This window comes from Micromonospora sp. NPDC048839 (assembly GCF_040649915.1).
GTDB lineage: Bacteria > Actinomycetota > Actinomycetes > Mycobacteriales > Micromonosporaceae > Micromonospora.
The window spans coordinates 426,518-444,530 of record NZ_JBEZGL010000004.1 but is presented as its reverse complement, the minus strand read 5'-3'; the positions used below and the strand labels follow the sequence as shown (position 1 = coordinate 444,530).

The following is an 18,013-nucleotide window of genomic DNA, read 5'->3' as shown; positions in this document are numbered from 1 at the left end:
AAGACGCGACGAGGGCAGAGTGCAACGACCGCCGAGCACGGGGCGGCAGCACGACTGAGGTGAGGCTCGTCGCGGACTTTGCTCGGAAGACTCAGAGCTTTCGGTGGATGTCTGCAACTTATGTAGTCCATCGACGAAAGTCCAGGTCTGGTTGCAAAAAGATTACCTTGACATTACGACGTCTTTCGATTGACATGATCCTGACCTGCCGTCGCCCAGCCGACGGCGCACAGAACGACGCCGGGCCACCTCATCGCTGAGGCGGCCCGGCGGACAGACGTACGGGAGGGATCGTCAGAGCTGACGGCGGTCGTCGGCCGGCAGGCCCGGTGCCTGCGGCGGCTCCGGCGCCTGGTCGGGCTGACCGAGCTGCGCGACACGGGTCGGGTCGAGGACCCGGGAGAGGAACGCACGGGTCCGTTCGTGCTTCGGGTCGCCGAGCACCTCCTGCGGCGGCCCCTGCTCGACCACCACGCCCCCGTCCATGAACACGACCCGGTCGGCGACGTCGCGGGCGAACGCCATCTCGTGCGTCACCACCATCATCGTCATGCCGTCCTCGGCCAGCTTGCGCATGACGGTCAGCACGTCGCCGACCAACTCCGGGTCGAGCGCGGAGGTCGGCTCGTCGAAGAGCATCAGCTTCGGCTCCATCGACAGCGACCGGGCGATCGCCGCCCGCTGCTGCTGGCCGCCGGAGAGTTGCGCCGGGAACGCGTCGGCCTTGTCGGTCAACCCGACGCGGTCCAGGTTGGCCCGGGCGACGCGCTCGGCCTCGGCCCGGCCGCGCCGCAGCACCCGCCGCTGGGCGATGGTGAGGTTGTTCAGCACGGTCAGGTGCGGGAACAGGTTGAACGCCTGGAAGACCATGCCGATGCCGCGGCGCACCGCGTCGACCTCGACGTCCGGATCGGTCATCTCGACCCCGTTGACCCAGATCTTGCCGGCCGTCGGCTCTTCGAGGAGGTCGACGCAGCGCAGCAGCGTCGACTTGCCGGACCCGGACGGCCCGATCACGCAGACCACCTCGCCCTGGCCGACCTCGAAGTCGATGCCCTTGAGCACCTCGAGGGACCCGAAGGACTTGTGCAGGTCGCGGATCTCGACGGCCGCGCGGGGTGCAGTGCTCGTCATACGGGTCACCGGGCCTTGGCGTAGCGGAGTTCCAGGCGGCGTACCACCTGGGACAGCGGCAGGGTGATGATCAGGTAGGCGAGACCGGCCACCAGCAGCGGGGTGGCGTTCACCCGGTCGTTGAGCATGTCCCGACCGAACTTCGTGATCTCGATGGTCTGCGCCGTCACGCCCAGCACGTAGGCCAGCGACGAGTCCTTGGTGAGGAGGATGAGTTCGTTGGTCAGCGGCGGGATCACGATCCGGAACGCCTGCGGGATGACGATCGTGCGCATGGCGGTGAAGTGCGACATGCCGAGGGTACGGGCCGCCTCCATCTGCCCCTTGGGGACCGCCTGGATGCCGGCCCGGATGGTCTCCGCCATGTACGCCGCGGCGGTCAGGCCGAGACCGATCGCGATCGAGCCGAACACCCCGCCCGGGATCTCCCGCTCGGGAAAGGCGATCGGGATGCCGTACCCGACGAGGAAGAGCACCAGCAGCGCGGGCAGGCCCCGGAAGAGCTCGATGTACGCCGTCGCCACCCAGCGGTACGGCGCGACCCGCGACAGCCGCATCAGCGCGAGGACGGTGCCGAACACGAGGCCGAAGGCGAACGCGCCAAGCGTGTACAGGATGGTGTTGCGCAGCGCGACGGTGATGATCGTCGGGAACATCGACTTGATGATGTCGACGCGGAAGAACGCGTCGGCCAACCTGTCCCAGTCCGCGGCGAAGAGCACCGCGGCGATGACGGCGATGAAGACCAGGTACTGGAGCCCGAGGGACAACCGCTCCCGCTGGCGGCGTCGCAGCTTCACGTTCGCTCGTTGCCTTCCCGGAGGTTTACCGACGCGCAGGGCACGCGGATCGCGTGCCCTGCTGGGGGGAGCTTCGATCAGGCGCTCGGCCGCTTGCCGATCCACTTCTCGTAGATCGTGTCGTAGGTGCCGTCCTGCTTGGCCTTGGCCAGCGCCTCGTTGATCTTCTTGAGCAGCTCCGGGTTGCCGTCCTTCTTCACCGAGAAGCCGTACTGCTCACCGGTGTCGAACTCGGCGGCCACCTGGAACCCGCCCGGGTTCTTCTTGAGGTACTCGCTCCAGACCGGCAGGTCGTTGATGGCCGCCTCGACCTGGCCGTTGGCGACGGCCTGCTGCTCGGCGGCGAGGTCCTCGAACTCGACGAGCTTGAGACCCTTCTCCGCCTCGAACTTCTTGGCGTAGTCCCGACCGGTGGTGGCCGCCTGGACGCCGACCTTCTTGCCCCTGAGGTCGTCGAGCGTCTTGTAGGTCTTGCCGGTCTTCACCAACATCGCCTGGGTGGCGTCGAAGTACGGGTCGGAGAAGTCCATCACCTTCTGCCGCTCCGCGGTGATCGTCATGCCGGCGGCCGCCGCGTCGCACTTGCCGGTGTTCAGGTCCTGACCGGACTTGATCCCCTCGAACGGGGTGTCGATGATCGTCTGCTGCACGCCCAGGTCCTTGGCCACCAGGTCCATGATCTCGACGTCGAAGCCGGTCACCGTGCCGCTGGCGTCCTTGGACTGGAACGGCGGGTACGGCAGGTGGGTGCAGACGGTCAGCTTGCCCGCCTCGACCAGCTTGACCCCGCTCGCCTGGACCTCACTGTCGTCCTTCTTGGCGCATCCCGCGGTCACGGCGAGGGCGGCGATCGCCACGACGAGTCCGGCCTGCCGAACAGCGCTCTGGAACCTCACGGCTGTGTCCCTCCGGTTCGGCTCGCCGGTCACCGGAAGCCAGGTTGGTGCTGAGACTTGAGACAGGCGACGGTACCTGATTCGGCGAGTCCGGCCCAGATCGCGCCCGGTCGCCCAGTGAGTGGGACGGCACCGACCGACCGGAAACCCGACACTTGAGCAGGAACGAGCCCTCAACCGCCGGTGCCCTCGGCCTCTCCGTCCGGGGTGAAGGCCGACCCTTCGTGGTCTGTGGTGAGAAACACGTGTTGGTGCCCGTGGCCGGCGTCGATGCTGACCTGGTCAAGCTGGGTCGCGGCGACCGACCAGATCGTCACGGCCTCGGCCGCCTGCCGCGCGGTGAGGTCCAACAGGGCGGCGCGTTGTGCCGCCGGCACGCTGGCCGCCAGCGCGTAGGAGTCGACGGCCAGGCCGGCCTGCTGGATCGCCCCGCGCAGCCCGCCCCGCGCCACGTTCGTGGCGGTGGTCCCGGAGGGCGGGTCAGCGAACGGCTTGGCGGCTTCCCGCATGCTCTCCTGCCACCGCCGGGCCTGCTCCGGATCCGGCGCGCGCCCGGCCGACGTGTCCGCCTTGAGGGTGGCCAGGATGGGAGCGATCTGGGTACTGACGCGGCGGGCCGTCTCGGTCAGCTCGACGATCTGCTGCGCGTCCCGCTTCGCGTCGGCCTGTTTGATGCTCGCGATGGACGCCTCGGTGGCGTCCGGACGGCCCACCTGGTAGCCGATCAGTCCACCCACCAGGGCGGTGACCAGAGCGATCGCCCCGGTGACCGCCACGAGGCGCGTGGCCCGCCGGCGACGCGCATCGGGGTTGTCGGACAGGTAGGAGGGCCGGCCGGTGCGGCGCGCCATCGCATCTCCTCACATCGATGGTCGGTGGGGCCACAGGTTAGCCGTCGCACGGGACGCCCGTCGATAGCGTCACCGGCCTCGAGGGGTGGGAAGGTGGTGGCGCGGGGTCAGAGGCTTGTGGAACGCAGCGCGTCCCCGGCCGCGTCGGTCGGCCGGGTCAGGCGTCGGGCGGGACGGGGTGGGCGCGGCGCGAGACGGCCGCCAGCGTCGCGGTCACCGCACCCCGGTTGCGCAACGTCCGCAGCGGCAGCGCGGCCAGCCACAGCACGTCGCCGCACCCGACGGTCTGCCGCGTGCCGCTGAGCGCCTCCAACTCGATCTGACCCTGCTCGACCACCACGATCGCGTCGCGCCAGTCGGCCTCGTCGTAGTCGAGCACAGCGCCCGGGGGCAGGGTCACCACCCGCAGCTCCAGGTCCGGTCTGAGCCGGGCACGCAGGAAGGACAGCGGCCCCTCGTCATCACCCATCGGCGGACGGCACGCGGGTCGGGCGGAACCTGCGCTCCGGCACGCGGGGGCCCCCCGCCTGAACCACAGTCAAGGCCAGTTCCCCGTTCCCCTGGCGGCGTGGCGCCGCGACCGACGTGCTTGCTGATATGACGGCCAGGGGCCGGAAAACTCATCGCCACCGGTCGAACCGTGAGCGCGAGGCGCGGCCGTCGGAACTGCGCAACAAGGAAGAAGAACTGCACCCCCGCGACACCTAGTGTCGTCGCTGAGTATCCGCTTGTGGACGGAGTGTCAGATGAGTGTGGTCAAGGGGAACACCTCGCGTGGTGGTGTGCTCGGTGCGATCAACGGCGCACACCACCGCGCGGTCCTCGGGTTGTACATGGCGATCGTGCTCGCCCACTGGGCCGAACACCTGGTCCAGGCGTACCAGATCTGGGTGCTCGGATGGGCCCGCCCACAGGCACGCGGCGTCCTGGGCATGCCGTTCCCCTGGCTGGTCAGCTCGGAGTGGCTGCACTACGGGTACGCGATCGTCATGCTCATCGGCCTGTTCGCCCTACGCCCCGGCTTCGTGGGCCGGGCCCGCACCTGGTGGACGGTCGCGCTGGTGATCCAGTTCTGGCATCACATCGAGCACCTGCTGCTGCTGTTGCAGGTCCAGATGGGCTTCCTGCTGCCCGGCGCGACCGCGCCGACCAGCCTGGTCCAACTCGTCGTGCCCCGCGTCGAGCTGCACCTCTTCTACAACTCGATCGTCTTCCTCCCGATGCTTGTCGCGATGTACCTGCACCTGCGCCCGAACGACAGTGAGCTGCGGCAGATGGAGTGCAGCTGCGCCCCCACCGGCCAGCGGCGGATGACGCTCGCGCCGACCGCCGGCTGAGCGGGCCGCCTTGTCCGCCACGCGCCGTACCCTGGCGGTCGTGACCGCCCTGGCCTCGGTCGGCATCGCCGTCGTCGTCGGGGCGGTCGTTCGCCAGTCGGACGACCGACCGGCCCGGGTGCTGGCGGTGGCCCCGGCCGGCGACACCGCTCTGGCGACCACGCCGGCCGAGGTCACCCTGCGGCTGTCGACCGGCGCAGATCCGGCGCTGTCGCACATCACCGTGCGCGACAGCGCCGGGGACACGGTCAACGACGGCCGGCTCCGGACCGCCGGGGAGACCGGGTTACGCCAACCGGTTCGCGCCGACCGCTCCGGCGACTACACCGTCGCGTACCACGTCACGTTCACCAACGGCCAGGACGCCAGCGGTGCGCTGCGGTTCAGCGTGGGCACCGGCACGGCGCCGCGCGACACCGGCGAGATCCTCAGCGCCATACCGGACAGCGCCGGCCACGGCCACGGCGTGGACCCGGTGGGCGCCACCCTGTTGGTCGCGGACGGGCTGGTGCTCCTCGTCGTCCTCGTCCTGCTGCTGCGCCGACGGCCGCCTACCCGGCCCGATCCCCTGGTCCACTGACCGACGAATCCCCGCGCCGGGCCGGCTGTTGCCGGCCCGGCGCGGCGCGTTCGTGCCACCGGCCGAGATCGCGCGGTCCGAGCGGGAGCGGAGGAAGGCGCGGCCGAGCAGGCGGCGGGAACCCGCTGGCGCGCAGGCAGTTCGACGGACGCGACGGCCAGGGGGACGCCGGTGGTGGGAGGGCCACCACCGGCCCATCCGCGTACGGCCTACCAGCGGCTGCCGGGACCGCTCGGCCGTTGACGTCGAGCGTTGCCCGATCGGGCCTCCTGCTGTCGTACACGGCGGTGAGCAGGAGTCGCGCGGACCGTCGGCACGGCACTCCCGGTGCGGGCGCGGCGGCGTGTGCGGCGGGGCTTTCGCCGTGCGGACGCGGACGGTTCGCGCGCCGAGGTGGGTGCCGTGGCCCAGTCCGTGCCGCGGGCCGGGTCTCGCGGGAGCACACGGATCGGGCCGGGTGCGCACGGCACCCGGCCCGATCGTGATCGGTCGACGGTTATCGGTGGCTGTGGCGGCGCGATCCCCGCCGGGGTGCCCGGGATCCCGAGCCGCTCGGCGCCAGGCCAGGCGGGAGCAGACCGGCCTCCGCCGCCGGCTTCACCGGGCCGGCCTTGCCGATGACCAGGTTGCGCGTCCCGCTGCCCGGCAGCAGCTTCTCGCTACCCGGCGCGCGGACGGCACGGTGCTGGCCCTGCGGCGTGCGGAACACGTCGGCCGCCAGGTGCGAGCGGGGGATGTCGGTGTTCAGGGCGATGATGTCTCCGAGCGACTTCCGATAGTCAATCTTGAAGGCGGCCCGGATCAGGGGCAGCAGCGGGTCGTTGCCGTGGTAGAACCGGTCCCCGTCGCGGATCGCGGTGAACTGCTTGCGCCAGATGGCCAGCTGCAACTCGCCGAACTCCCGACCCGGCAGGTTCGGCTCGGCCATCATGCCGACGAACGCGTCGAGCCGGTCCACGCTGCCGTAGACGGCCTTGAGCCGGGCCGCGAGCGGGGTACGACGGTCGGCGCGGACGGCGTCGTCGGCCGCTGCCGTGGTGCGCTGTCCGGCGGCGTTGTACAGGGCGGTGAAGTCCAGGCTGTCCAGATCGTCGATCTCCGCCCCGGGGGTGAGCTCCGGGTCGGCCGGGAAGGACTCCGACGACTCCCGGGTGATCGCGGCGAACGACGACTTGGTCGGCAACCCGTAGGCGGTCCGCATGTCGTTGTAACTCGGCATGCCGTGGTCGCGGCTGCGGGCGATGTCGATCGAGCCCAGGTCGTTGCGGCCCGGCAGGCAGGGCGGCAGGGCCGGATCGTCCGAGCAGGTGGGGTTGCCCGGCACGGGGACGAAGAACGGGAAGCTGCGCAGCATGTTGCTGATCAGCTCGTCGTTGCGGGTCTGCGGACGCAGCCCGACGCCGTGCAGCATCGGCCCGAGCTCGAGCAGTTCCAACAGGTCGGGGTTGAAGAAGGCGTCCTCGCCCAGCGGAATCATCAACCGGACGGTGTCACCCGCGGTCGTCACCTCGACGTCCAGCTCGCGCAGCCGGTCGAGGGTCTGCTGGTCGTAACGGCCGGCCGCGACCTCAAGCCGGAAGTCACCGCGGATCTGGCTGTGCGCGCGGTATCCGACGGTCGCGAACTCGTTGCTCACCGACACGTCCACGTCGCGCTTGTAACCGGTGTAGCGGGGCAGTTCGACGCCGAGCGACGGCAGGAACTGGGTGTAGGTGATGTGCTGCTGCTCGGCGATCACCACCGCTCGGGCGATCTCGAACCGGTCCTGCTCGGAGAGCCACTTCGGCAGCTGCGCGACGATCCGGTTGTGTTCCCGGGCGAAGAGGGTCTGGATGGCCAGCAACGCGGGGTTCTCGTTGGCCCGCTGGTCGCCGGCGACCGCCGCCTTCTCCGGGGTGTTGAACAGCTGCCCGCCGGCGACCATGTTCGGGGCGGTGGACGCGTCCCCCCGGGTGTCGCGCCGGGGCAGGTAGCCGCCGGGCATCAGCAGCGCGGCCTTGTTGTTGCGCGGATCGCCGTCCACGGCGCCCTCGCGCATCCAGTCCAACCGGTCGTTGCTGTTGCTGTAGACGGCAGCAGCGTCGAGGTAGGAGCTGACGGTGTTGATCTGGTCCCGGGGGGTGGTGACCCCGGTGCCCTCGGCCGGACGGGACCTGTCGAACGGGACGATGCCGATGTCGTTGCGGAACGACTCCATCGGATCGTTGTTGTCGAACGGGATGTTGCGGGTCTCACCCGGAGGGCTGACCAGCCGCCGGCCGAGCCGCTGAGCGATCGTGTGGTCGACGAACTGACCCCACACGAACCCCCACTGGCTCACCGCGTTCGGCGAGTAGATGTTCACATCGGCGTCGTTGAAGATCCGGTTGCTGACGTACCGCTCGGACGGCAGGTCGACGATCTCGCTGATGCCGTCGGCGTACCAGGCCGGTCCGACCCGGGGATAGATGGTGTCGATCTGCCCCCAGGTGGGGTTCGCCCGGTTGTTGCCGGAACCGTCGATGCTCTGCACCTCCCACAGGCCGAGAATCCGGTCCGAGCGGGCACCGCCGGCGTGGGCAGGCCCGCTCAGCCCCACTCCGGCGGCCACCACGAGAGCGACGGCCGCGGCCTGAGCCGCCCTGGTTGATCGGGCCCGACCACGCCGGCCGGTTGCGACTACGCGCATGCCCATCTCCTCCCCTATGACTTGACGAACACGGTGGGACGGAGGCTGGCGACCTCGGCGACCCCGTCGCCGGCACCGAACGCCTCATACAGCTGTCGATCTCCCCGGTAGTGTCGTCGCCACCCGCGCGTCGGCGCTTCTTCCACCGTGCGCAGCGGGACGCTCGCTGGTCGATCAGGGCCGGCCGGCCGGTGACGCAAGCGGCCCGACGAGCGGGCGCCGCCGCTCCGACGACCAGACGTCGAAGTCGCTGTCGGCATTGAGGATCGCCTGGTGCAGGCGCTGGACCGGAGCACCGGGTTCGAGGCCCAGCTCGCTGACGAGGTTGCCCCGCACCCGGTGGAAGACCTCCAGCGCCTGGGCTCGCCGGCCACTGAGGTGCAGCGCCCACATGTACTGCGCGTGCAGCCCCTCGTGCAGCGGGTTCTCCACGATCAGGGCGGCCAACTCGGTCAACACCTCGCGGTGCATGCCCAGCCGCAACTCGGCGTCCACCAGGTACTCCAGGGTGACCAGCCGGGACTCCTCCAGTTGCCGGCGGCGCGCCTCCAGCAGCCGTCCCACCGGCACGTCCACCAGAGCGCGGCCCTGCCACACCCGCAACGCCTCGGACAGCTGCCGGACGGCCCCGTCGTCGTCCCCGCCGGCCAGCGCCTGCCGCCCCCGCAGGGCCAGCAGCTCGTACCGCCGCAGGTCCAGGCCGGTCAGCCGGGTGCGCAGCAGGTACCCGCCGGTGCGGGTCTCCAGCAGATCCTTGCTGACCGCCGCCACCGACCAACCGGTCGCGGCCGCGAGGTGCTTGCGCAGGCTGAGGATGTACGTCTGCACGGTGGTCGACGCGCTGGCCGGCGGATCCTCGCCCCAGAGTTCGGTGCTCAACGAGGACGCGGGGACCAACTGGTCGGCGTGCGCGATCAGCACGGCGAGGACGTTGCGCACCTTCGGCGCCGTCGGGGTCCAGTCGACGCCGTGCACCCGGACGGACAGCGGCCCCAGCACGGCCATGTCGATGGGTTGACCCGTAGCTTCCACGCGTGCCACCTGCTCGTATCGACAGTGAGCGGACACTCATGGTCATTGGCGGCACGTCGGGTACGCATCCTCTACCGTGCCGGCCGTCGCGGTGGCATGGGCACGGGTCCTCCACCGAGGTTCAACCGGCCGTCGAGCGGTGCGCCCTACGCTTGCCGGCACCGGTCGACCCCGTCGACCTGATCATGGCCCCCGCCCCGCCCGGCCCGGCCCGGAGCCGGGGCGAATCCCGGCCCGCCGCCAGTCGCGGGCCGAAGAGGAGGTGTGGGGATGATCGACGCGACGACCACCGCCAGCGCGACGCGAGTCGTGGTCCTCGGGGCGACCGGCTGCGTGGGGCGTGCGGTCTGCGCCGCGTACGCCCGCACCGGCGCCCGGGTCGTCGGTGTCGCCCGGACACCGCTGCCCGGCGTCGACCATCGCTTCCGGCCCCTCGACATCGCCGGCACCGCGCCCGCCGACCTGGCCCGGATCCTCGCCGACGAGGGTGTGGACACGGTGGTGAACGCCGCCGGGGGGTGGGGGCGTCCGGAGGAGCTGAAGCGGGGACACGTCCAGCTCGTCCGCCGGCTCGTCGCGGCCCTCGGCGCGATGGAGACCCGGCCGCGGCTGGTGCACATCGGCTCGGTCCACGAGTACGGCCCGATGGCCGAGGGCACCAGCGTCAGCGAGACCGCCGTGCCGCGCCCGGACAGCGCGTACGGGCGGGTGAAGCTGGCCGGCAGCCGGGTCGTGCTCCGGGCCGCGCAGGCCGGCACGGTGGACGCCGTGGTGCTGCGGGTGGTGAACGTGTACGGCCCGTACACCACGCCCACGAGCTTCCTGGGGGCGTTGCGCGAGCGGTTGCGGCGGTCCGGCCCGGAGGGGTTGACGGTGAGCGTCGCCCCGGCCCGCCGGGACTTCGTCGACGCCCGCGACCTGGCCGAGGCGGTGGTCCTGGCGGGCCGCGCTCCGGTCAACGGCCGGGTGATCAACATCGGGCGCGGCGTCGCCGAGGAGGTCCGGGATCTGGTCCAGGTCCTGCTGGAGACGGCGGGGCTCCGACCGGGGGCGGTGCCCCTGGTCGATGCCCCGGTGTCCAGCAACGGCGGCGCGTGGACGCGGGCCGACATCCGTCAGGCCCGTCGCCTGCTGGGGTGGTGCCCGCGCTCGGGGGTACGGGAGTCGATCGAGGCCATGTGGGAGCAGGGCTGACCGTCAGTGCCGGCCGGTCACGAAGGTACGGATGGTGTCGATGACGAAGTCGACCATCTCCAGCGTGATGCCGGGGTACACGCCGATCCAGAAGGTGTGCTCGGTGACGAAGTCCGAGTTGGCCAGGTCCCCCACGATGCGGCACGGCACGTCCTGGTACGCCGGGTGCCGGGTCAGGTTGCCGGCGAAGAGCCGGCGGGTGCCGATCTTCCGGTCCTCCAGGCACGCCACCAGCTCCCGTCGGGTGAACGGCGCGTCGGGCCGGACGCTGATCGGGAAGCCGAACCAGCTCGGGTCGCTGTCCGGGGTTGCCTGCGGCAGCAGGAGGCCGGGCAGGTCCGCCAGCCCCTCGTAGAGGCGGCGGAAGTTGCGGCGGCGGGCCTCGACGAACTCCGGCAGTCGACGCAGCTGGCTGAGCACCAGCGCGGCCTGCGGATCGGTGGCCTTCAGGTTGTAACCGACGTGCGAGTAGACGTACTTGTGGTCGTAGCCGGCGGGCAGGGTGCCCAGCTGGTAGTCGAAGCGCTTGAGGCAGGTGTTGTCGGTGCCGGGCTCACACCAGCAGTCCCGGCCCCAGTCGCGTAGCGACTCGACGATCCGGGCCAGCTCGAGGCTGGCGGTCAGCACGCAGCCGCCCTCCCCGGCGGTGATGTGGTGCGCCGGGTAGAAACTCACCGTGGTCAGGTCGCCGAACGTGCCGGTCAGCCGACCGCGGTACGTCGAGCCAACCGCGTCGCAGTTGTCCTCGACGAGGTACAGGTCGTGTTCGGTGGCGAGGTCGGCGATCTCCGCGACGGGGAACGGGTTGCCGAGGGTGTGCGCGATCATGATGGCCCGGGTGCGCGGCGAGATCGCCTCGGCGACCCGCTCGGCGGTGGTGTTGTAGGTGCCCAGTTCCACGTCGACGAAGACCGGCACCAGGCCGTTCTGCAGGATCGGGTTGACCGTGGTCGGGAAGCCCGCGGCGACCGTGATCACCTCGTCGCCGGGCGTCAGCCGTGCCTCACCCAGCTTCGGTGAGGTCAACGCGGTCAACGCGAGGAGGTTGGCCGACGAGCCCGAGTTGACCAGGTGCGCCTTGCGCAGCTTGTAGTAGGCGGCGAAGGCGCTCTCGAAGCGCCGGGCGCTGATGCCGGCGGCGATCCGCATGTCCAGTGCGGCCTCCACGAAGGCCGCGCGGTCGTCCTCGTCGAGCACCGCCCCCGACGACAGGACCGGTGTCACCCCGGGCACGAAGTCTCCCGGCTCCTGCTCCCGGTGGTACTTCCGGGTCTGCTCGAGCACCAGCTCCTTCAGCGATGTCATTTCGCGCCCTCTCCGCTCCACGATGGGGTACGCCCATGGTCAACGGCACCGGTCGAGGATGCGTCGAGGAACGGTGGAGGCACCGCCGGCCGGGTCGTCCCGGCCGGCGGTGCGGCCGGTCAGGCGCGGCGCCCCAGGTACGCCAGGAGCTTGGTCTGCTCGTCGGCGTCGGCCGGGGGCTTGAGGGCGGGGCCGCTGACCATGCGGCTGCGCACCACCTCCTCGCCGACCATCCGGAGCGCCTCCCACGCCTTGTCGATGTCGTCCTGGTCGATCCGCTCGTCCTGGCCGGTGGCCCGGGCCAGGTCCCAGCCGTGTACGACCAGCTCGGTGGAGACCGCGCTGTCGATCGCCTGGGAGAAGGTGCGCAGCCCGAACCGCCCGTCGAACTCCGTGCGGGCCTGCTCGGGGTCGTTCAGGCTGCTCTCGATCTGGTCGCGCACCCGCGCGAACGCCTTGTACGGGTCGACGTCCACCCCGGGGCCCTCCGGCACCGGCAGGTCGACCATGTTGAGGTGGATCTCGTTCATCTCGACGACGTGCGCGACGAGGTCACGCACGGTCCACTCGGTGCAGGGCGTCGGCCCCGACCACGCGTCCGCGTCGACCGCTGCGATCCGGTCGGCGAACTGGGCTCCGAGCCGAGCGTACCGGTCGGCGACGGCTTGTTCCTCCGCCGTGAGACCCGCGCCGCTCACCGACGGACCAGCCGTCCGTCCGGGCTTCACCGTTGACATACCGCTCTCCTGCCACTCGACGTCAGGTGGCCCCGGCAGACGCCTGTCCTGGCGCCACCGGGGCCCTACCTGTACGACGGTCGACCGGCGGGAAAGTCATCGCCACGCGAGCCGGCTCGGCGTGTCGCGCGCGGGTTGGCCTGCGGCGACACGGCGGGAGAGGGCCGCCCGGGGTGGGTACGGGCCGCCCGCGGTCAGTATTCGACGACGGCCCGGAACCGCACCTCGCCCTTGGCGACACGGTCGACGGCCTCGGCGACCCGGTGCGCCTCGAAGGTCTCCACCCACGGGGTGACCTCTCCCGTGGCGACGAGGTCCAGCGCCTCCCGGAGGAGGTGCGGGCCACCGTGGGTGGCGCCGGTGATCCGCTGCCCCTGGGAGAAGAACGGGTAGGCCATCGCCGGCGGGATGGTGAACGGTTCGAGGCCGTCGATGCCGGCCAGGACCATCCGTCCCTGCACCCGCAGACCGGCCAGGCAGGCCGCGGCCGCCCGGTGCGACGGCGCGGTGAGGATGACCACGTCGGCACCGCCGACGGCGCGCAGCTGCTCCCCGTCGGCGACCACCAGGTCGGCGCCGAGTCGGCGGGCCGCCTCGTGCTTGTCCGCCGAGCCGGTCACCGCGATCGTCTCGTGTCCGCAGGCCTTCGCGTACTGCACGGCCAGGTGGCCGAGGCCACCGATGCCGATCACGGCGATCCGGTCCTGCGGGCGGGGCTCCGCCGTGCGCAGCGCCGACCAGGCGGTGTAACCGGCGCACATCACCGGGGCGGCCAACTCCCAGGCGAGCCCGTCGGGCAGGAGCACGGTCGACTCCGCGGCGGCCACCAGGTACTCGGCGTGTCCGCCTTGCGCGGTGAACCCGGTGGTCGTCGGCGCGGGGCAGTTCAGCGCGGTCTGGCCGGTGACCGGCAGGCCCAGCCGACAGTAGTCGCACCGACCGCAGCCGGACCGTACCCAGGTCACCCCGACCCGGTCGCCGGGCTGCCGGCTCGTCACCCCGGTGCCCACCTCGACCACCTCGCCGACCGGCTCGTGCCCGGTGATGGCCGGGTCGACCGCCGGGAAGGGCAGCATCCCCCGGGTGGCCAGCACGTCGTTCACGCACACTCCGCACGCCCGCACGCGGACGAGCACCTCGCCGGGGCCGGGCGAGGGGTTTGCCACCTCACGCAACTCCCAGGCAACGTCGACTCCCGGCACAACCGCCGCTCTCATCACGAACCACCACCCGTCCTGTGCCCGACTCGAAGAGGAACTGTCCGGACGCCACGGCGTCAGACCGTCGGCGCGGGTGGGACGCTGGTCCGCCCGTGCCGCCCCTGCATGCTCGCCCCACACCAACCGCCGCGACATCCTCGCGATTGCCGCACCACCCGGGGCCGCCGTCACTGTCCGATCAGGACCGACGGTCGGCGAACGCCACGAGCGCCGGGACGATCTCGTTGGGGCCGGGCGTCGCCTGCCAGGCCTCGCGCAGCGCGGTGGCCCGCTCCCGGAAGACCGGCTCGGTGAGCACCCGGTGGATCTCCGCCCGGATCTCCTCGACGGTCTGCTTCTGGTGGTCGATCCGGAGCCCGGCACCCTGCTCGGTGACATAGCTGGCGCAGGGCGTGGCGAGCAGGTTCTTCTCCGGGTGCAGCCAACCGGCGGTCTCCTCGGCCGCCTCGTCGGATGCGCTGGCGCCGAACTCCCGGCCGGCCCGGTAGGTGCCGCTGTCGGCCTCGGCCGGGGCGGCCGTCGCGGGGCGGAACAACAGCGAGTCGTCGGTGTCGCACACCAGCTGCGGGATGCCCGCGGCGACGGCGGAACTGAGCGTCCCCATGCCGCCGTGGTGCACGAGCACGTCACAGGTGGGCAGCAGTTGGGTCAGCGGCACCCACTCGATCGCCCGCACGTTGTCCGGCAGGGTGTCGATGGCCGCCAGTTGCAGCGGGCTGAGCGTGGCGACCACCTCGACGTCGAGGTCGGCCAGGGCGGCGAGCAGCTTGGGCGTACGACCCCAGTCACCGGCGACGTAACGGCGGGTCGACTCGCCGAGCGACACCGCGACCCGGGGCCGACCCTGCGGCCGGGAGTACAACCAGCGCGGGAAGACGGCCGCACCGGTGTAGGGGACCTTGCGGACCGGCACCTTCACCGTCGCGGTGGGCAGACTGAGCCCCTTGGGCAGCGGGTCGACGGTGAACTGCCCGAGGAGGAGGTCGTCGTCGACGCTCACCCCGTACCTCTCGGCGAGCGGGCGGACCAGGTCGGCCAGCGGGTCGTCGGCGAGCCCGGCGGCGCGCACCGCGGACCGGTTGGCGGCCAGCCGCTCCTGGCTGAACGCGAAGTAGTCCAGGTTGCTGCCGAGCAGCCGTCCGTGGGCGGCCCCCGCGACCCGTGCCGCCACCGCGCCGGCCGGGAAGACCAGATCCCACAGGACCAGATCCGGCCGCCAGGCGCGGGCGAACTCCACCAGGTCCGGCGCGTCGGACAGGTCGGCGCGGACGTAGTCCGAGGCCGGGTTGAGGTTCCACTGGTAGAAGGCGATCCAGTGCTCGCGCTCCTCCGGGGTCAGTCCCATGGCCCGCGCGTACGCGTTGACCTCCTCCGGGGCCGGCGGCTGCCGGGCGTCCTCGCGCAGCCGCGGCTCCGGCGTACCCACGGCGCCCAGCGCGACCGGGACCAGGCCGGTGCTGGCGATGGTGTCGGCGAAGCCCGCGTGGGAGGCGACGCGGACCTCGTGCCCGGCGGTCTGCAACGCCCAGGCGTACGGCACCACCGGGTACAGATGCGCCAGGGCGGGATAGACGGTGATCAGCACGCGCACAGGGTCCTCCTTGGTCGGGTTGGAGCCGGCCGGTCTGGTGATCAGGATGCCGACCGTGCGCCGGTCGGGCTTCTTCTGCAGTGCGCAGGCCGGCACCCGTGCGGCTGGTGGGCGCCCCCACCGGTTGGCGGTGCGGCAATCGGGAAGTAGCCGCCGTCTCCCGACCGGTTGGACGATGAGCGCCGGACGCCATCGGATCCTGCGGGCGATGTGCGTGCCAGCACGCGCAGACGACCCGTGGTGAGTGAGGGGTGACCCATGGCGATGCCCGAAGCCGTCGACCCGCCGGCTTTCCCGATTCCCCGGGAATGCCCGTACCGGCCGTCGGCCCGTCACGTCGGCCTGCGGGCGGACAGCCCGATGACCAAGGTGAAGCTCTACAACGGACGGACCGCCTGGTTGGTCACCGGGGCAGCAGAGGCCAGGGCGGTGCTCTCCGACTACCGTCGGGTGTCGATCCGCCCGTACCACGGGAACTACCCGCTGTTGAACGAGGAGTTCGAGAAGGTCGTCGACAGCGGCTACGCGGACGTGCTGTTCGGGGTGGACCCCCCGGAACACACCAAGCAACGCTCGATGATCATGCCGAGTTTCACGCTGCGGCGTACCGCGCTGCTGCGCGAGGCCATTCAGCGCATCGTCGACGAGAAGCTCGACGACATGCTGCGCCACGGCGCGCCGGCGGACCTGGTCTCGATGTTCGCCCAGCCGGTGCCCTCGATGGTGATGAGCACCGTGCTCGGCGTGCCGTACGACGAGCACGAGGACTTCGAGACGCCCGCGCACAAGCTCTTCGTGCCGGAACTTGCCGACGAGGCCACCACCGAACTCGGCGACTACCTCGACCGGCTGATCCAGAAGAAGGAGAACGACCCGGGCGCCGGGGCCGTCGGCCTGCTCGACGACCTGATCGCCAACCACCTGCACACCGGGGAGCTGACCCGCTCGGAGCTGGTGCACATCGCCATGGCGATGCTGGTGGCCGGCACCGACACCACCACCAACGTGATCTCGCTGGGCACGATGGCGCTGCTGGACAACCCCGAGCAGTGGGAGGCGCTGCGGGCCGACCCGGAGATCGTGCCCGCCGCCGTCGAGGAGATCCTGCGCTACGTCTCCCTGGTCGAGGCGTTCGCGCGGGTGGCGGTGGAGGACATCGACCTGGGTGACGGCAACGTGATCCGCAGCGGTGAGGGCATCCTGATCAGTTGCGCCGGGGTCAACTTCGACCCGATGCACGTCGGGGAGCCGGACAAGTTCGACATCCGCAGGTCGGCCAAGCCCAGCTTCTCGTTCAGCCACGGCATCCACCGCTGCCCCGGCGACAACCTCGCCCGGCTGGAGTTGGAGATCGCCTTCAAGACGCTCGTCGAGCGGATGCCGAACCTGCGCGCGGCGGCGCCCCTCGACAAGCTGCCCAGCAACAACAACGACGGCACCCTGCAGCGGCTGTACGAACTGCCCGTGCTGTGGTGACCGGCCCCGACGGCCACGAGGCGAAGGAGCAGCATGGCACAGCCCCGCACCGACCAGGCCGGTGACGTGACCGGCAGGGCCCTGGAGTATCGCGGCGTCGCCTACGACGCCGGTACGAACTTCGCCACCGGTCAGGGCGACCTGTCCCGGATGGCGTGGAGCAGGCGACAGATGCTGGAGGAGCTGAGCCTGATCAGCGACCAGCTCAACTGCAACTCGATCACCATCTACGGCAGTGATCTCGGGCGGCTGCGGGAGACCGCGGAGGCCGCCGTCGAGCGGGACCTGCACGTACGGTTGCAGCCCCGGCTCGTGGACCGGCCGCAGGGCGAGGTGCTGGATCATCTCGCCGAGGCGGCCCGGCTCGCCGAGGCGCTACGCCAGCAGGACGCCCGGATCGACCTGACGGTCGGCGCGGTGCACCTGCTGTTCACGCCCGGCATCGCCGACGGGGAGCAGTACCACGAGCGGATGGCGAACGCGTACGCCGACGCGGACCACCACCTGCTCAAGCCCACCGGGCGGATCGACTTCGCGGAGGCGGCGCCCCGACTCAACGAGTTCCTGGGTCAGGCCAGCGGGGTGGCCCGGCAGATGTTCGCCGGGCCGGTCAGCTACTCGGCGGCGCCCTTCGAGCAGGTCGACTGGTCGCTGTTCGACCGGATCGGGTTGATGTGGCAGTACCTGCCGACGTACCACACGCCGGAGCAGCACCGGGCGGTGCTCGACAGCTACCGCGGCTGGGGTCTTCCCATCCAGGTCGCCGAGTTCGGCACCGCCACCTACCAGGGCGCGGAGGAGAAGGCGTTCTTCTTCTGGGACGTCGTCGACCGAACCGGTGACACCCCACTGGTGTTCGACGGGGTGGTCCGTGACGAGGGTCGGCAGGCGGCGTACCACCTGCGGATGTTCGAGTTGTTCGACCAGGCCGGGGTGAACGGTGTGTGGATCTCCGAGTTCATCCACCCGACCCACCCCCACTCCCCCGACCCCCGCCTCGACCTGGACACCGCCAGCATGGCGATCGTCAAGACCATCCGGGACGACTTCGCCGACACGGGTTCGACGTACCGGGTCGAGCCGAAGGAGTCCTTCCACGCCGTCGCCGACCACTACGCGCACCTCGGCTTCCAGGCGGCCCGGCGCTGAACCTCCGGGCCGGACGGGACACCGTCACGGCCCGAGACCGACC

The 18,013-nt window shown here is 71.1% G+C and carries 16 protein-coding genes; 5 read left to right on the top strand and 11 right to left on the bottom strand.

Annotation, left to right across the window (positions count from 1 at the left end; genetic code table 11):
- Positions 1 to 294: 294 nt before the first annotated feature.
- The 5 genes from AB0C25_RS10660 to AB0C25_RS10640 all read right to left on the bottom strand — a co-directional run bounded on the left by AB0C25_RS10660 (position 295) and on the right by AB0C25_RS10640 (position 4,150).
- A complete protein-coding gene (locus AB0C25_RS10660) occupies positions 295 to 1,134 on the bottom strand; it encodes an amino acid ABC transporter ATP-binding protein (protein WP_357371749.1) in 840 nt (279 codons plus the stop codon).
- Positions 1,135 to 1,139: 5 nt separating this feature from the next.
- Positions 1,140 to 1,934 carry an amino acid ABC transporter permease gene (locus AB0C25_RS10655; protein WP_357371747.1) on the bottom strand — a complete coding sequence of 265 codons (795 nt, stop codon included), beginning with the start codon at positions 1,932 to 1,934 and terminating at the stop codon, positions 1,140 to 1,142.
- A 77-nt stretch (positions 1,935 to 2,011) separates the two neighbouring features.
- Entirely contained in the window at positions 2,012 to 2,830 is an 819-nt protein-coding gene (locus tag AB0C25_RS10650) for a basic amino acid ABC transporter substrate-binding protein (RefSeq protein ID WP_357371745.1), read from the bottom strand.
- A gap of 173 nt (positions 2,831 to 3,003) precedes the next feature.
- Positions 3,004 to 3,681, bottom strand: coding sequence for a hypothetical protein (locus tag AB0C25_RS10645; protein ID WP_357371743.1), 678 nt, complete (start codon positions 3,679 to 3,681; stop codon positions 3,004 to 3,006).
- A 157-nt stretch (positions 3,682 to 3,838) separates the two neighbouring features.
- A complete protein-coding gene (locus AB0C25_RS10640; RefSeq protein ID WP_357371741.1) occupies positions 3,839 to 4,150 on the bottom strand; it encodes a hypothetical protein in 312 nt (103 codons plus the stop codon).
- A gap of 277 nt (positions 4,151 to 4,427) precedes the next feature.
- On the opposite strand from AB0C25_RS10640, the gene AB0C25_RS10635 reads away from it, so the two are divergent.
- Positions 4,428 to 5,018, top strand: coding sequence for a hypothetical protein (locus tag AB0C25_RS10635; protein ID WP_357371739.1), 591 nt, complete (start codon positions 4,428 to 4,430; stop codon positions 5,016 to 5,018).
- A 40-nt stretch (positions 5,019 to 5,058) separates the two neighbouring features.
- Positions 5,059 to 5,598 carry a copper resistance CopC family protein gene (locus AB0C25_RS10630; RefSeq protein ID WP_357371737.1) on the top strand — a complete coding sequence of 180 codons (540 nt, stop codon included), beginning with the start codon at positions 5,059 to 5,061 and terminating at the stop codon, positions 5,596 to 5,598.
- A gap of 496 nt (positions 5,599 to 6,094) precedes the next feature.
- On the opposite strand, the gene AB0C25_RS10625 is transcribed toward AB0C25_RS10630, so the two are convergent.
- Both AB0C25_RS10625 and AB0C25_RS10620 read right to left on the bottom strand, forming a co-directional pair.
- A complete protein-coding gene (locus AB0C25_RS10625) occupies positions 6,095 to 8,266 on the bottom strand; it encodes a peroxidase family protein (protein WP_357371735.1) in 2,172 nt (723 codons plus the stop codon).
- Between the two features lie 174 nt (positions 8,267 to 8,440).
- The gene (locus tag AB0C25_RS10620; protein WP_357371733.1) at positions 8,441 to 9,298 is read right to left on the bottom strand and encodes an AfsR/SARP family transcriptional regulator; all 858 of its coding nucleotides are present in this window, start codon (positions 9,296 to 9,298) and stop codon (positions 8,441 to 8,443) included.
- 270 nt (positions 9,299 to 9,568) lie between these two features.
- Here AB0C25_RS10620 and AB0C25_RS10615 point away from each other — a divergent pair, with 270 nt between their 5' ends.
- A complete protein-coding gene (locus tag AB0C25_RS10615) occupies positions 9,569 to 10,492 on the top strand; it encodes an NAD-dependent epimerase/dehydratase family protein (protein WP_357371731.1) in 924 nt (307 codons plus the stop codon).
- A 3-nt stretch (positions 10,493 to 10,495) separates the two neighbouring features.
- Here the strand turns inward: AB0C25_RS10615 and rfbH are convergent, their stop codons facing one another.
- The 4 genes from rfbH to AB0C25_RS10595 form a co-directional block, all read right to left on the bottom strand.
- Complete coding sequence (gene rfbH / locus AB0C25_RS10610) at positions 10,496 to 11,797, bottom strand: lipopolysaccharide biosynthesis protein RfbH (RefSeq protein WP_357371729.1); 1,302 nt, start codon at positions 11,795 to 11,797, stop codon at positions 10,496 to 10,498.
- Positions 11,798 to 11,916: 119 nt separating this feature from the next.
- A complete protein-coding gene (locus AB0C25_RS10605; RefSeq protein ID WP_357371727.1) occupies positions 11,917 to 12,534 on the bottom strand; it encodes a TIGR03086 family metal-binding protein in 618 nt (205 codons plus the stop codon).
- A gap of 194 nt (positions 12,535 to 12,728) precedes the next feature.
- A complete protein-coding gene (locus AB0C25_RS10600) occupies positions 12,729 to 13,751 on the bottom strand; it encodes an alcohol dehydrogenase catalytic domain-containing protein (protein WP_357371724.1) in 1,023 nt (340 codons plus the stop codon).
- A 181-nt stretch (positions 13,752 to 13,932) separates the two neighbouring features.
- Entirely contained in the window at positions 13,933 to 15,345 is a 1,413-nt protein-coding gene (locus AB0C25_RS10595) for a nucleotide disphospho-sugar-binding domain-containing protein (RefSeq protein WP_357371722.1), read from the bottom strand.
- Between the two features lie 258 nt (positions 15,346 to 15,603).
- Between AB0C25_RS10595 and AB0C25_RS10590 the strand changes: the two genes are divergently transcribed.
- Positions 15,604 to 16,821 carry a cytochrome P450 gene (locus AB0C25_RS10590; protein ID WP_357371720.1) on the top strand — a complete coding sequence of 406 codons (1,218 nt, stop codon included), beginning with the start codon at positions 15,604 to 15,606 and terminating at the stop codon, positions 16,819 to 16,821.
- A 33-nt stretch (positions 16,822 to 16,854) separates the two neighbouring features.
- Positions 16,855 to 17,970 (top strand): abortive infection protein, encoded by a 1,116-nt coding sequence (locus AB0C25_RS10585; protein WP_357371718.1) that lies wholly within the window; start codon positions 16,855 to 16,857, stop codon positions 17,968 to 17,970.
- Positions 17,971 to 18,013 lie beyond the last annotated feature (43 nt).

Bases quoted from the DNA above. Each gene is read 5' to 3' on its own strand.
- AB0C25_RS10660 (WP_357371749.1), bottom strand. From the start codon at position 1,134: ATGACGAGCACTGCACCCCGCGCGGCCGTCGAGATCCGCGACCTGCAC.
- AB0C25_RS10645 (WP_357371743.1), bottom strand. From the start codon at position 3,681: ATGGCGCGCCGCACCGGCCGGCCCTCCTACCTGTCCGACAACCCCGAT.
- AB0C25_RS10640 (WP_357371741.1), bottom strand. From the start codon at position 4,150: ATGGGTGATGACGAGGGGCCGCTGTCCTTCCTGCGTGCCCGGCTCAGA.
- AB0C25_RS10635 (WP_357371739.1), top strand. From the start codon at position 4,428: ATGAGTGTGGTCAAGGGGAACACCTCGCGTGGTGGTGTGCTCGGTGCG.
- AB0C25_RS10625 (WP_357371735.1), bottom strand. From the start codon at position 8,266: ATGCGCGTAGTCGCAACCGGCCGGCGTGGTCGGGCCCGATCAACCAGG.
- AB0C25_RS10615 (WP_357371731.1), top strand. From the start codon at position 9,569: ATGATCGACGCGACGACCACCGCCAGCGCGACGCGAGTCGTGGTCCTC.
- rfbH (WP_357371729.1), bottom strand. From the start codon at position 11,797: ATGACATCGCTGAAGGAGCTGGTGCTCGAGCAGACCCGGAAGTACCAC.
- AB0C25_RS10605 (WP_357371727.1), bottom strand. From the start codon at position 12,534: ATGTCAACGGTGAAGCCCGGACGGACGGCTGGTCCGTCGGTGAGCGGC.
- AB0C25_RS10600 (WP_357371724.1), bottom strand. From the start codon at position 13,751: ATGAGAGCGGCGGTTGTGCCGGGAGTCGACGTTGCCTGGGAGTTGCGT.
- AB0C25_RS10590 (WP_357371720.1), top strand. From the start codon at position 15,604: ATGGCGATGCCCGAAGCCGTCGACCCGCCGGCTTTCCCGATTCCCCGG.
- AB0C25_RS10585 (WP_357371718.1), top strand. From the start codon at position 16,855: ATGGCACAGCCCCGCACCGACCAGGCCGGTGACGTGACCGGCAGGGCC.